The sequence below is a fragment of the Nocardioides marmorisolisilvae genome, from assembly GCF_003725775.1.
Classification (GTDB): Bacteria; Actinomycetota; Actinomycetes; order Propionibacteriales; family Nocardioidaceae; genus Marmoricola; species Marmoricola marmorisolisilvae.
The window spans coordinates 2006392-2021132 of the sequence record NZ_RJSG01000002.1 but is presented as its reverse complement, the minus strand read 5'-3'; the positions used below and the strand labels follow the sequence as shown (position 1 = coordinate 2021132).

General features: G+C 70.2%; 9 protein-coding genes. All 9 read left to right on the top strand.

Annotation, left to right across the window (positions count from 1 at the left end):
* Nucleotides 1-2583 (top strand): nitrite reductase large subunit NirB, encoded by a 2583-nt coding sequence (gene nirB, locus EFL95_RS13805; RefSeq protein ID WP_123234494.1) that lies wholly within the window; start codon nt 1-3, stop codon nt 2581-2583.
* On the top strand, nt 2580-2963 hold the full coding sequence (gene nirD, locus EFL95_RS13800; protein ID WP_123234493.1) for a nitrite reductase small subunit NirD: 384 nt from the start codon (nt 2580-2582) through the stop codon (nt 2961-2963). Before nirB ends, nirD begins: the two co-directional genes overlap by 4 nt.
* A gap of 10 nt (nt 2964-2973) precedes the next feature.
* The gene (locus EFL95_RS13795) at nt 2974-4095 is read left to right on the top strand and encodes a uroporphyrinogen-III synthase (RefSeq protein ID WP_123234492.1); all 1122 of its coding nucleotides are present in this window, start codon (nt 2974-2976) and stop codon (nt 4093-4095) included.
* 280 nt (nt 4096-4375) lie between these two features.
* Complete coding sequence (locus EFL95_RS13790) at nt 4376-5599, top strand: substrate-binding domain-containing protein (RefSeq protein WP_221176387.1); 1224 nt, start codon at nt 4376-4378, stop codon at nt 5597-5599.
* A 184-nt stretch (nt 5600-5783) separates the two neighbouring features.
* Nucleotides 5784-7730: an Ig-like domain-containing protein gene (locus EFL95_RS13785; protein ID WP_123234490.1), complete on the top strand. Its 1947-nt coding sequence runs from the start codon at nt 5784-5786 to the stop codon at nt 7728-7730.
* Between the two features lie 137 nt (nt 7731-7867).
* Nucleotides 7868-9004 carry a hypothetical protein gene (locus EFL95_RS13780; protein ID WP_123234489.1) on the top strand — a complete coding sequence of 379 codons (1137 nt, stop codon included), beginning with the start codon at nt 7868-7870 and terminating at the stop codon, nt 9002-9004.
* A 23-nt stretch (nt 9005-9027) separates the two neighbouring features.
* Complete coding sequence (locus EFL95_RS13775; RefSeq protein WP_123234488.1) at nt 9028-10092, top strand: hypothetical protein; 1065 nt, start codon at nt 9028-9030, stop codon at nt 10090-10092.
* Between the two features lie 145 nt (nt 10093-10237).
* Nucleotides 10238-11911 (top strand): Ig-like domain repeat protein, encoded by a 1674-nt coding sequence (locus tag EFL95_RS13770; protein ID WP_148045051.1) that lies wholly within the window; start codon nt 10238-10240, stop codon nt 11909-11911.
* Nucleotides 11912-12017: 106 nt separating this feature from the next.
* The gene (locus tag EFL95_RS13765; RefSeq protein WP_123234486.1) at nt 12018-14738 is read left to right on the top strand and encodes a hypothetical protein; all 2721 of its coding nucleotides are present in this window, start codon (nt 12018-12020) and stop codon (nt 14736-14738) included.
* Nucleotides 14739-14741 lie beyond the last annotated feature (3 nt).

Below are 14741 nucleotides of genomic sequence, written 5' to 3'. Positions count from 1 at the left end.
ATGACCAGTACTCACCAGAAGCTGGCCGTGGTCGGTGGCGGCATGGTCGCCCACCGGCTGATCGAAGCGCTGCGCGACCGCGACGTCGACCGGACGTGGAGCGTCGACCTGTACTGCGAGGAGCCGCACGCGCCCTACGACCGGGTCGCCCTGACGTCGTACTTCGCCGGCAAGTCCCCGGCGGACCTGCTGCTCGGCGAGAGCGGGCTGGACGAGGACGCTCTCGTCACCGTCCACCTGAACGCCGCGGTCACCGCGATCAACACCGAGACGCGCAGCGTCGAGGTCGCCGGCTCTGCGGTGCCGTACGACGCGCTGGTGCTCGCCACCGGTTCGTCGGCGTTCGTGCCGCCGGTCGCCGGAGCCGACCTCCCCGGTGCGTTCGTCTACCGGACGATCGAGGACGTGCAGACCCTCGAGGCCTGGGTCCAGAAGCTCGCCGGCGAACGGGGGAGCGGCGTGCGCGGTGTCGTCGTCGGCGGAGGCCTGCTCGGGCTCGAGGCCGCCGGCGCCCTGCACGGGTTGGGCGTCGCCACCACCGTCGTCGAGTTCGCGAACCGGCTGATGCCGCTCCAGGTCGACGAGGGCGGCGGTGCTGCCCTGCGGCGCATCGTCGAGGGGATGGGCGTGGAGGTGCGTACGTCGACCGCGAGTGCTGCGCTGCACGCCGGCGGTGACGGGTGCGTCGCAGCGATGGAGTTCGCCGACGGCACCAAGGTCGAGGCCGAGGTCGTGGTGTTCGCGACCGGGGTCCGGCCGCGCGACGAGCTGGCCCGTGCTGCCGGTCTGCCGGTCGGGGAGCGCGGCGGCGTCCTGGTGGACGATGCCTGCAGGGTTTCGACAGGCTCAACCACCGAATTCGCCGACGTCTACGCGGTGGGTGAGGTCGCCTGCATCCAGGGGCGGACCTGGGGTCTGGTCGGCCCGGGCAACACCATGGCCGAGGTGGTCGTCGACCGGCTGCTCGGCGGCGAGGCCACCTTCCCCGGCGCCGACACCAGCACCAAGCTCAAGCTGCTCGGGGTCGACGTCGCCTCGTTCGGGGACGCGTTCGCCGAGTCGCCGGGCAGTCTCGAGGTCGTGTACGCCGACCCGGTCGCCGGCGTCTACAAGAAGCTGGTGCTCTCCGACGACGCGAAGACGCTCCTGGGAGGCGTCCTCGTCGGCGACGCGAGTGCCTACGCCTCGCTGCGCCCGATGGTCGGAGCCGAGCTCGGGTCCGACCCGAACGCGTGGCTGCTGCCGGAGGGGACCGGCGCTCCGGTGACCGGCGACCTGCCGGACGCAGCGAACGTGTGCTCGTGCAACAACGTCACCGCCGGCACGATCCGTGAGTCGGTCTGCGGCGGAGGCTGCACCGACCTGGCCGGCGTGAAGGCGTGCACCAAGGCCGGCACGAGCTGCGGCTCCTGCCTGCCGCTGGTCAAGAAGCTGATGACGAGCGAGCTCGAGAAGGCGGGCGTCACCGTCAGCAACGCGCTCTGCGAACACTTCGAGTTCAGCCGGGCCCAGCTCTTCGACATCATCTCGGTCACCGGGCTGCGCACGTTCTCCGAGATCATCGCCGCGCACGGCACCGGCCGCGGCTGCGACATCTGCCGGCCGGTGGTCGCCTCGATCCTGTCCTCGCTCGGCACCGGGCACGTGATGGACAAGGACCTGGCACGGTTGCAGGACACCAACGACCACGTGATGGCGAACCTGCAGAAGGACGGCACCTACTCGGTGGTGCCGCGGGTCCCGGCCGGCGAGATCACTCCCGAGGGCCTGATCGCGATCGGCGAGGTCGCCCAGGACTTCGGGCTCTACACGAAGATCACCGGCGGTCAGCGGATCGACCTCTTCGGCGCGCGGCTCGAGCAGCTGCCCTCGATCTGGAAGCGGCTGGTCGACGCCGGCTTCGAGTCCGGGCACGCCTACGGCAAGGCGCTGCGCACGGTGAAGTCCTGCGTCGGCTCGACCTGGTGCCGGTACGGCGTCCAGGACTCCGTCGGGATGGCGGTCGAGCTCGAGCTGCGCTACCGCGGACTGCGCTCGCCGCACAAGCTCAAGCTCGGCGTCAGCGGCTGCGCCCGCGAGTGCGCCGAGGCCCGGGGCAAGGACGTCGGTGTCATCGCCACCGACAACGGCTGGAACCTGTACGTCGGCGGCAACGGCGGCTTCACCCCGCGGCACGCCGAGCTCTTCGCCGAGGACCTCGACACCGAGACCCTGATCCGGACCATCGACCGGTTCCTCATGTACTACGTGCGCACCGCCGACCGGTTGCAGCGCACCGCTCCCTGGGTCGAGGCGCACGAGGGCGGCATCGAGGCCATCCGCGAGGTGATCATGGAGGACTCGCTGGGCATCTGCGCCGACCTCGACGCCGCCATGGAGGCGCACGTCGACAGCTACCGCGACGAGTGGGCCGCGACGTTGGCCGACCCGGACAAGCTGGCGCAGTTCGTCTCGTTCGTGAACGACCCGGAGGCGAGCGACCCCGACCTCGCCTACGTCACCGAGCGCGGGCAGCGTCGCCCGGCGACGGCAGCGGAACGCGCGACCTTCATCTCGGGACCGACGATCGGAGTACGGGCATGAGCGCAGGCGAGTGGGTGGGTGTCTGCACCAAGGGACAGCTGATCCCCGAGCGCGGAGTGGCGGTCCTGGTGCGCGACCAGCAGGTCGCCCTGTTCCGGGTCACCGGTCCGGACGGCAGCGAGTTCGTCTACGCCGTCGGGCACCGCGACCCGTTCGCGGACGCCAACGTCATCGCGCGCGGCATCGTCGGCTCGTTGAACCGGGACGGCGAGCATCGCGACACGGTGGCCTCGCCGATGTACAAGCACGTCTTCGACCTGGCGACCGGCGAGTGCTACACCGACTCCTCGGAACGGCTGCCGGTCTACCGGACCTGGATCGCCGGCGGCGTCGTCTACGTGCACCCGGTCCCGAACCTCGTCGACGCGATGGCAACCTAGAAGGCGACCCATGACCGAGCTCACCCCGGTCCTCGCCGGCACCCGGATCCTCGTCACCGCCCAGCGGCGGGCCGACGAGCTCGCCAGCGCGCTGTCCCGGCGCGGGGCCGAGGTGACGATCGCGCCTGCCCTCGGCGTCGTCCCGCACGTGGACGAGGACGAGCTGCTCCGGCGCACCCGGGAGATCCTGGCCGAACCGGTCGACACCTTGGTGGTGACCACCGGGATCGGCTTCCGCGGCTGGATGGACGCCTGTGAAGCGGCCGGCCTGGCCGATGACCTGATCACGGTGCTCGACGACGTGCGCCTCGTGGCGCGCGGGCCCAAGGCGCGCGGGGCCCTGCAGGCCGTCGGGCTGCGCGCCGACTGGGTGGCGGAGTCGGAGACGTCGGCCGAGATCGTGGAGTTCCTGCTGGCCGAGGGCGTGGACGGAACGCGGATCGCGGTCCAGCACCACGGTGCCGGCGACCCGCACCTCGAGCAGCAGCTCGTCGACGGGGGAGCGGCGGTGATCCCGCTCGAGGTCTACCGCTGGGGGCCGCCGACAGACCCGGGCGCGGTCAGCGAGACCGTGCTCGACGTCGCCGCCGGCGGCTACGACGCGGTGATGTTCACCTCGGCGCCGGCCGCGATCGCCTGGCTCACCGAGCTCGAGAAGCAGGGCGTCACCGACGTGGTCCGCGACCTGGCCGCGTCCGGGCGACTGCTGATCGCGGCCGTCGGACCGGTCACCGCCGACCCGTTGATCAACGCGGGGATGGCCACCGTGTTCCCGGACCGGTCCCGGATGGGTGCGCTGGTGCGCCTGGTGATCCTCACCCTGGGCGACGAGGCGCACAGCGTGCTCACGCCGTCCGGCGTCCTGCACGTCCGAGCCGCTGCGGCGACGCTCGACCACGACGTGCTGCCGCTCTCACCGAACGGGCTCGCGATCCTGCGCCGGCTCGCGAGGAACCCCGGCGAGGTGGTCAGCCGCGACCGGCTCCTGGAGGTGCTTCCCGGTGCCTCGGCCGACCCGCACACCGCCGAGGTCGCGGTGGCCCGGTTGCGGGAGTCCCTGCGTGACCTGCCCGGCGGGCACACCCTCGTGCGCACGGTCATCAAGCGCGGTTACGTGCTCCAGATCGCCTAGCCCGCAGGCGATCCGCGGGTCGTCCGGCGCGGAAGTGGCGGACGAAAGTACCTATGCTTGCCCCGGAATACCCGGTTCGTGTCCGGCCCGGTCGCGCTGTTCACCGAGTGTTCTCCCGGCGTACCTGAATCGCACCTTCTTCGCCACCCCTGGCCTTGTTGTACTCGTCGCGGCTCGGGGGAGCCCTGCCCACTGCGCAGCTCGGTACGCAGCGAAAAGGGGGTTCTCGAGCCATGCGCGTGTGCCGCAATCCCGCGGACGCGCCATCCCCGAGAAGAGAGTGGCAGCTCTGACTATGAAGCTGAACAAGGCAGTGATCGGAGGTCTGGTCGCGTTGACCGCGACCGCCGGCCTCATCGGAACCTCCATCAGCCCGGCCGCCGCGGACCCGACCCGTCCGTACGCCGCAGCGGGCTCCGACACCATTCAGGACGTCTGGAACGGCCTGACCAACGACTTCGGCGCCGTGGTGCCGTCCGTCGCCTCGTGGAACGCCTTCCCGAACCCGCCCGCTGCTGACACCACCGTCAGCAACGCCTACATCCAGACCAAGACCGGCGGCAACTGGTTCATCCGCCCGTCCGGTTCCGGTGAGGGCGTCAAGGCCCTCAGCGCCGTCTGGGACAACACCGGCCACCCGAGCCACCAGTACCCGTTCTCCGGCACCACCGCTGCGGTGCTGAACCACGAGGACGTGGACTTCGCTCGCTCCTCCGGTGGTCCGACCGCCGGCACCGGCCTGAAGTACCTGCCGTTCGCCCGTGACGCCGTCGCGGTCGCGTACAACACCGAGACGGGCCTGGGCGTCGGCCTCAACCTGACCACCGCCCAGATCACCGAGCTGTACTCGGGCGTGGACGCCACCGGCGACCCGGTCGTCCAGTTCTCCGAGCAGCCGGCCACCGCCTCGACCGTCGTGACGGTCAACGGTGCGGTCGTGCACCCGAAGATCCCGCAGAACGGATCGGGCACCCGGAAGTTCTTCCTGGGCGCGATCAACGTGACCACCGCTCAGCTCGCGCCGTACATCCCGGTGCCGAACAACACGGTGGCCGCCGGCGGTCTCCCGGAGAACGACGGTACCCAGATCCCGAACGACGGTGACCTGATCCCGTTCTCCGCCGCGCAGTGGATCTCGCAGCAGAACGGCAAGGCGTTCGACACCACGTCCGGTCTGGCGCTCTCCTCGATCAACGGTTCGGCTCCGACCTCCGGTTCGGCTCCGAGCATGGTCGCGGGCGCGCTGTTCGGTCACAAGACCCTCGGTGGCGACTACGACGTCGTCCCGACCGGCACCGTCGGCACCTTCAACCGCGACACCTTCAACATCGTGCCGTCGACGTTCCTCCTCGGATCCGCCACCGCGAAGCAGTCCGCACTGGTCAACATCCTCGGCGGAACCCTCGGTGGCGCGGGTGCGAAGAGCGTGATCCGGGCCTTCGGCTTCGGCTCGCTGTCGTACCTCGGCAACTCGGCGAACTTCCTCGACGGGGCGTTCAGCTGATCCACCGCAGGTAGAGCTTCCACTTCTCGGTGGTGGTCGGTCCGGGCGCGAGCCCGGGCCGGCCCCCACGAGGGAAGCGCCTGTTCGCACCACCTCGTTCACGAACCCCTAGGTGAGGGCTCCTCCCAGGTGACGGCCTGGCTGCAGCACACGCAATCTCAACTCCCATAGAGAAAGAAGTGTCATGCGCACACGTCTCACTACCCGCGGCTCCTTCCGCCGCGTCGTAGCTGCTGTCGCTGTGGCTGCGTTGCCGCTCGGCATCGTGGCCGCCACCGGCGGCATGGCCTCGGCTCACGAGGCTCCGGGTTCGCCCGTCGAGGTCTTCACCGACACCACCTCCAGCGCCTCCGTCCTGGACTCCATCGCCCACGGCTGGTGGGGCCACGAGGGCACCGTTGCCAGCGGCGTCGGCACCCCGGACAACGGCACCGGCAACAAGACCACGTTCCTCGACCTCAACGGTTCGGACCCGGACTTCTCCCAGTTCTCCGACCCGTCCAACATCCGCGTCGCGTTCGTCACCACCTCGGCTGACGGCTCGGCCGAGGACCCGACCGCGAGCGCCGGCCAGACCGTCGACCAGGTCTTCCCCTGGTTCATGGACGCCGGCCTGCAGGCGGGCCTGAACGGCAACGGCAACGCCAACGACTCCGTCGCCGTGGTCTCCACCGGCAGCGAGTTCGACGCCTGGTTCGGCGCCGGACAGCCGCTGCAGGGCTTCAACAACAGCCTGCAGATGATCGACATCGGCCCGAACACCGTGTCGGCCACCCCGCAGGGCAAGTCGATCCTCAACCGCTGGCCCGCCGGGTCGCACATCTCGCTGGTCTTCTACGAGTCCACCGGTGCGACCTCCAACGGCAAGCCGGTCGTCAAGGTCGTCGGTGGCCACGCCGTCACCGCATACATGCCGTTCACCACCGTGGCCAAGCCGGGCGACGCCGTCCGCACCTCGGCCGGGTACGTCAACGAGTCCTTCGGCGCCGTGGCGGTGAACACCCACACCGCGCTGGCCACCTCGGTCGCCTCGCCGCAGAACTCGGGCACCTCGATCGACCTGACCGCCACCGTCACCGCCGACACCGGCACCGACACCCCGGTCGGCTCGGTGGAGTTCTTCGACGGCGCCAGCTCGCTGGGCACCGCCACCGTGAACGGCTCGGGCGTCGCCACCAAGAGCGGCGTGGTCCTGCCGGTCGGCAGCCACACCCTCAAGGCGGTCTTCACCCCGACCAACACCGTCGCGCTGGCGTTCAACACCTCGACGTCGCCCGACAAGCCCTTCGTGATCAACGGCATCGCGACGAACACCGCAGCGTCGGCAACCCCGAACGGTGACGTCACCCACGCCGTCGACCTGACCGCCACCGTGACCCCGCTGGGCGTCACCGGCAACGTCGTCTTCAAGGACGGCGCCACCACGATCGGTAACGACAACATCACCGCCGGTGACAACGTCGCCAACCTGTCGCACACCTTCACCACCCCGGGTAGCCACACCGTGACCGCGTTCTTCACCCCCGACGCGGGCTCGTCCAACTACTCGGCGTCGCAGGGCTCGATCACGTTCTCGCTCGACCCGCCGTCCGGCGTCTCGACCGACGACCAGACGATCACCGCGACGATCCCGCCCGGCACGATCACGGTCACCACGCCGTACACGCCGGCCAACCCGCTCGACCTGGGCACGGTCAACCTGAACACGGCTCTGACCGGTTACCTGGGGAGCGCCCCGTTCCAGCACATCAACGTCCTCGACACCCGCTCGGGTGCGCAGCCCTGGACGCTGACCGCGATCGCGGGCGACATGAGCGACGGTGCGGGTCACTTCATCAACGGCCAGAACCTCGGTCTGACCGCGCTCCTGCCGGAGACCGCCAACGTCCTGCCGAACCGGAACAACAACCCGGGCCTCGGCACGATCACGGCGACCAACAACCCCGTTCCGGCCACGCCGGTGCAGTCCGGTGTTGCTGGTACGGCAGGTCTGGGTGGTGCTCAGCACGTCGTGCTGTCCTCCACCCAGGGTCCGGCCGACGCCTGGTACTCGGGAACCCTGACCCTGTTCGCGCCCACCACCACGACCACTGGTGTGTACACGGGCACGATCACGTTCACGGCTTCCTGATCCCAAGAACCGCCTAGGGGGCGGAGGAGACGGACGCGTTCTCCTGCACAGGTGGGGCGGGTGCTCCCGAGCACCCGTCCCACCACCCCTGGGTCGTTCACCACGAGGAACAACGAACACAGAAGGTCCGCCCCCTGATGCACAAAGCTCTGACTCGCTTCGCCGCGCTCCTGGCCCTGCTCGTCCTGCTGGCCGGCTCCCTCGCGGGCCTCGCGGCCGCTGACGACACCGGTCCCGGCCAGGGCACCGGCACCGTGAAGAACGGCGACGGTTCGCTCAAGTTCGGCATCGGTCCGGCCAAGCACGTCCCGCCCAAGCAGGTCGTGGACGGCCGGGCCTACCTGGTCTACTTCGCCAACCCCGGCGCCACCCTCTTCGACCGCGTCGCGCTGTTCAACTACGGCGCCAAGCCGCTCCGCGTCCAGGTCTACGCGACCGACGCCGAGCCCAGCGAGGACGGCGCGTTCGGCCTCAAGCCCGGTGGCGAGGCGGCGACCGATGCCGGGAAGTGGATCAAGCTCCAGGTCCCGAAGAGCGGCTACGTGACGATCCCGGCGCGCACCGGGAGCCACCCGTTCGGGGTCCTGCGGATCCCCTTCACGGTCTCGATCCCGCTCAAGGCCTCCCCGGGCGACCACGCCGGTGGCGTCATCGTCTCGGTGAAGTCGACCAGCAAGAACAAGAAGGGCGCGAAGATCACCCTGGACCAGCGGGTCGGTCTGCGCACCTACTTCACGCTCACCGGCAAGCTCAAGCCGGGCGTGGCGATCGAGGACCTGAAGGCGTCGTACAAGAACCAGTGGGACCCGCTGGGTCGCGGTCTCTACACGGTCAGCTACACCCTGCACAACACGGGCAACCTCCGGGTGAAGGTCCGCCAGGACGTCACCGTCAAGCGCTGCATCCTGCCGCTGATCTGCCCGTCGTCGTCCTTGGTCGCGCACCCGGCGACCCAGCCGGACCTCCTCCCCGGGACGAGGGTGAAGATCACCGAGACCTTCAAGAACAGGTTCGGCCTGGGTCGGCCCTCGGCCAAGGTCACCCTGCACGTGACGGCGGTCGACCCGTCGTACACGAAGAAGATCCCGGACGTCACCGCCTCGACGGGCTTCTGGGCCCTGCCGTGGCTGCTGATCCTCATCATCGTCGCGGTGCTGCTGGTCGTCGGGCTCGGAACCTGGCGCTACCTGCGGCACCGACGCCTGGTCGCGCGCGAGCGCGCGATCGCCAAGTCGGCCCCGCCGCCCCGGCACGCCGGCCCCTCGAACAACTGATCTCGGACGCGAGGACGATTCCCATGCACCGCACCACCCTGAAGATCCTGCTCGCCGCGCTGGCCCTGATGGTCCCCACGGCGTTCCTCACCGCCGCGAGCGCGGAGACCCCGCACGGCTCGCGTGCCGAGGTCATCCTGGAGAAGAAGCCGTCCACCGGGCAGCCGTACTACGCCTCCCTCGACGGCTGGTGGGGCCACGAGGGCAAGAGCCAGGACACGGGCATCGGCTCGACGTACCTGTCGCTCGATGCTTCCGACGGCCACGGCGTGGTCAGCGAGGCCACCATCGCCCGGCTGCACCGCGAGCTGGGGGACGGCGGCAACTTCGACGCTCTCCGGGTGGCGTTCGTGCCGTTCAGCGCCGACGGGTCGAACGAGCGCCCGGTGGTCCACAAGGGCGAGAACGCCGGCGAGGCGTTCCGCTGGTTCGCCGACCTGGGCTTCAGCAGTGCCCTGAACGGCAACAAGAACAAGAACGACTCGGTGGCCGTCGTCTCGACGCTGGCGGAGTACACCCAGTGGTGGCGAGCCGGCCGGCCGGTCCAGGCCTTCACCGACAAGCTCGGCGTTCTCGACGTCGCCAGCGACGGCCACGCGACGGCGAGCGCGACCCCCCAGGGCAGGTCTCTCCTCGACCGGTGGCCGGCCGGCACGAAGATCAGCCTGGTCTTCTACGTCTCCGACGGCGTGGACAAGGACATGCCGCAGGTCCCGACGGTCAAGGTCGGCAAGGACGGCCGTGCCATGACCGCCTGGATGACCTTCGAGACGGTCGCCAGCCCGACGAACCCCGTGCGGACCTCGGGCGGGTACCAGGTGCTCACCGGTGCCGGAACCGGCCCGAAGGCCGCGGCGAAGCCGAGGTCTACCGCCACCGGCCAGGACCAGGGCGGACAGGCCGGGACGAAGCCTGACAAGACCGGCGCGACCACGCAGCCCGGTGACCCCGGCGCGGGCAGCGGCTCGGACGACGGCGGGCTCACCGGCTCGCTCCCGGGCGGACGGCCGACCTTCTACGCGTTGCTCGTCGTGCTCCTCGCAGGAGCCGTGTCGCTGGTCACCCTCCGGCTCCGGAGGGCCGGATGAGCGCAAGTTTCGGTCCCGATTCACACGCCGTTCACCTTTCATTACCCGCCCTGGGATTGGTTAGCGCCAGGACGTGCGTGCACGTGGCGCTCCGGCTCCAGCTCACTGATCCGCCCTTGTCTCAAAGCCCCCTGGAAGGACCGTCATGTCTTTGACCACGTTCGCCCGCTCCCGCTCGCGACTGGCCCTCGGCGTCGTCGGCGCTCTCGTGCTCGCCGGCGCGCTGCTCAACCCGGCCGACGCCGCCAAGCCCGACGGGTCCCGGATCCCGATCCAGGTGGAGACCGGCAGCTCGGCCACCGGTGACCCGACCCACGCCCTCACCTCCGGGTGGTGGGGCCACGAGGGAGGCGGCAACAACGGCACCGGGACGGGTTCGACCTTCCTGTCGCTGGATGCGTCGAACGGGACGAACACCGTCGACGACACCACCCTCGCGGCGACCCTCCTCGCCCTGGGCGCCCCGGACCTCGACCACATCGGCTACGCGATCGTGCCGACCACCTCGAACGGCAGCAACGAGGACCCGGCGGTCGTCGCCGGCCAGAACGCGGCCGAGGTGTTCAACGCCGGTGGCGCCGGCCGCGTCCTGTACCTGGGCTTCGGTGGCGCCATGAACGGCTCGACCCTCGCCAACGACTCGGTCACGGTCGTGTCCTCGAAGTCGGAGGTGGAGGCCTGGGTCGCGGCCGGTCGCCCGCTGCAGACCTTCAACAACAACCTGCAGATGGTCGACGTGAGCTCGGGCAACGTCTCGCTCACCCCGCAGGGCAAGTCGATCCTGAACGCCTGGCCGGCCGGCACCAACCTGAGCCTGGTCGCGTTCGTCACCAACGGGATGGACCCGGACCTCGACAACCAGGTCCCGCTGGTCGCGGACGACGGCAGCGGCAAGGCCAAGACCGCCTGGATGCCGTTCACCACCGTCGGGAAGCCGGGCAACGCGCTGCGCACCTCGGCCGGTTACCAGGTCGCCGGTGCCTACGCCCCGACGATCACCGCCACCGCCACGTCCACCAGCACCGGGACCTCGCTCAAGGCCACGATCAAGAACAAGGCGAACGGCACCGCGACCGACGCGACCGGCACCCTGCAGTTCGCCCAGGTCATCGGTGGCGTGGACCAGACCCCGACGTCGGTGCCGGTCTCGGGCGGAGCGGCGACCCTGTCGCTGTCCGGCTTCACCACCGGCTCGCGCACCTACGACATCACCTACGTCCCGGACGCGCCTGCGCAGGCCACCTACCTGACCAGTGCTCCCAAGCGCGTCACGGTCAACCCGACCACGGTCTCGCTGAGCATCACCGGTGGTTCCACCTCCGACACCCTGAAGGCCACGGTCTCCCCGAAGACGGCCGGCAAGGTCTCGTTCAAGGACGGCACCACCACGATCGGCACGGCCACGGTGAGCACCTCGACCGGGATCGCCCAGTACAAGAAGCTGCTCAGCGCGAAGAAGCACACCATCACCGCGACCTTCACGCCGACCAACACCTCGTACACGGTCTCGACGGCGAGCAAGAGCGTCTACAAGCCGACGATCTCGATCACCAAGTCGCCCTCGACCGTCCGGCACGGGACTTCTCCGAAGCTGACGATCAAGGTCGTGGCCACGGGTACCTCGGTGAGCGGGACGATCAAGGTCACCTACGACCCGGCATCCGGGAGCACCAAGACGTACACCCTGACGCTGTCCGGTGGCGCCAAGACCTTCACGCTGCCGAAGGCGGTTGCCGGGACGACCAAGATCACGGTGACCTACAACGGCCACAGCCCGGTCCTGGCCGCGACGAAGACCTACTCCTACAAGGTCACCTGATTCTCGGCGCTGGTGCCGGACGACCCCCAGAGTCCGGCACCAGCGACATCCCCACGAAGTGACTTCCAGTTCTCGGCCGGCGTCACAGTTCGAACGAAAGGCTGGAATGTCGACCACCCTGGTCCGGATCCGCGTCGTCACGGCGCTGGTCGGCCTGGCGATCGCTGCTGCCGGTCTGCCGGCGTGGATCGGCACCTCGAGCGCGGCGGCGGCCGGCGCCGCCGGTGACGGTTCGGACTGGTCCTCGACCGGTCTGTCGAAGAGCTCCAGCGCCGTCACGGTCCGCTGGGACGACCCCGACGACAAGAACCCGGGCGCGGATCGCGTGCCGCGGGACGGTCGTCAGCTGCTGCCGCACACGGGCGGGCAGAACTACGACGCCATCTCCGGCTCGGTGGTCAGCCAGTACTTCGACTACTTCGGCAAGGACAACGGGCTCGGCGGTCTGAAGATGACCGTCTCCCAGACCCGCGACCTGGTGAACCAGTCGGTGAACCTGGACATCTCCGGCGTCAAGGGCGGCGCCCCGTTCGGCATCCCGTCCCCGGTCTCGCTCCAGGTCTTCCAGTGCTGGGGCGGCCTGACCGACAGCGGCAAGCCCGACCCGGGCGCGGCCGACCCGGACCCGGCCACCTGCCAGGTCGGAGCAGGCGACCCCGCCTCCCACGGCCAGGCGTTCGCGCTGTCCAACTCGCGCTACATCAACTCCGACCCGCTGGTGCCCGGAGGCGACTGGGACAAGTACTTCAACAAGGGCGGCAAGAACGACGTCCCCTTCACCGCCCTGACCGGCACGAAGTCGGGCAGCACCAACGGCTCGGACAACCAGTTCTTCAACCCCGCGACCACCAACGAGGTCTCCTCGATCCAGGTCTCCGCCAACGGCACCGCGACGCGCCAGTTCGAGGTGCAGACCTCGCTGGAGTCGGCGGGCCTGGGCTGCGGCCTGCGACGCGGGGTCACCAGCACCCGGTCGTGCTGGCTCGTCGTCGTCCCGCGGGTCTCCGGCGTGCTCGACCAGAACGGGCCGATCGCCCCGTCCCTGTGGGCGCAGCGGCTGCAGGTCAAGCTCGGGTTCCGTGACATCGTCGCGGGCTGCCCGGGTGGCCAGAGCCGCACCCTGACCGTCGGATCCGAGCTGCTCTCGATCGCGGCGGCGTCCTGGACGCCGGGTCTGTGCGCCGCGAAGAACATCGCGCTGGGCTACACCCAGCTCGGGGACCCGGTGGCGCGGACGGAGTTCCAGAACGGCGCCGCGGACGCGGTTCTGACGACGCAACCGGCGGACAAACCGGCGTACTACGTCCCGGCCGGACTCTCGGCGCCCGTCATCGCCTACGCGCTCAGCTACCAGCCGAACTGTGCCGCCCAGGTCGAGCCGTACACCGAGGAGCAGGCGCACACCTGCGGGTACGCGAGCGTCGCCGACCTCGACGCCGACATCCTGCGTTCAGGCACGCTGGTGCGGAACCTCAAGCTCGACGCCCGCCTGGTGGCCAAGCTGCTGACCCAGAGCTACGCGTTCTCGATCTTCGACCAGGAGGGGTTCCGGCGCAGCGGCTGGATGGTGCACCGCCCGGTCTCGATCGCCAAGGACCCCGAGTTCCTCCGCCTGAACCCGGACCTGGCCCACATCAGCCCGACCACGAGCTCGGTGAACAGCCTCGACCACCTGGTGCTGGCAGCGCTGCGCTCGGACGCGGCCTCGGCGGTCTGGGACTGGATCCTCAAGGACCCCGACGGTCGCGCGTTCCTGAACGGCTGCCCGGACCCCGACGGTCTGGTGATCAACCCGTTCTACTCGACCCGCACCTACCAGGGCTGCGAGGACCAACGGGCGGCGCTGGCCGCGCAGGCCGACGCCGACCGGCACGACACCCCGAAGCCGGCCAGCTACGCGGACCTCCCGGTGACCTACCCGCCGGACGGCTCACCGTTCCCGCTCCCCGGGTGGCAGGAGGCGGACGTCCAGGACAACCCGCCGTACACGGTCTTCGACTTCCTGCCGCGCGTGGACTCGATGCCGGTCGCAGGGCGCGACGTCGCGATCGGCTACGTGCCGCGCAGCACGAACCTCTGCCTGACCGTGCTCGACGTCAGCTGCCAGCCGGCTCCGGGCAAGTGGACGGACCCGAAGAGCCGCCAGTCCGGCGACCGGCTCGGCGTCATGGCGATCACCACCGCTGCGACTGCGGCCCGGTTCCAGCTGCCGACGGCCCAGCTCTGCAGCTCGGACGGGTCGCACTGCGTCGGCGCGGACGCGGGCTCGCTCACCCGGGCCGCTGCCCGGTTCGTGGACGGCGACGCGCCCGGGGTGGAGAAGCCCGGGAGCACCGACTACGCCGCCGGCGCGTACCCGCTGGCCCAGCCCGTGTACGTCGGGGTGTCCAAGACACTGCCGCAGGCCGAGCGCGAGGCGTACGCCGACGCCCTGAACTACGTCGTCACCACCGGGCAGAAGCCGGGCTTCGCGCCGGGCAGCCTGCCGCCCGGCTACGCCCCGCTGCCCAAGTCCATGCTGGCCCAGGCGAAGGCGGCGATCGCCGCCCTGCGCGCGGGATCCGGCCAGACGTCCACGCCCGGCTCGAGCGACGGTCCGGGCGGCACCCAGACCGACGCGCCGGCGGACGCACCCTCGGCCCCGGCCGGCGGCCCGACCGCAGCTCCGGTCACCGACGGACCCCAGGCTGCGCCGCAGTTCGTCACCCTCGCGGCCGGCACCGAGCACTGGCCCAAGTGGCCGCTGCCGCTGGGTCTCGGGATCGCCCTGATCGCCGGCCTCGCCGGGCCCCTCATCCGTTTCCGCAACGCTTTCCAGATCGGCTGACCC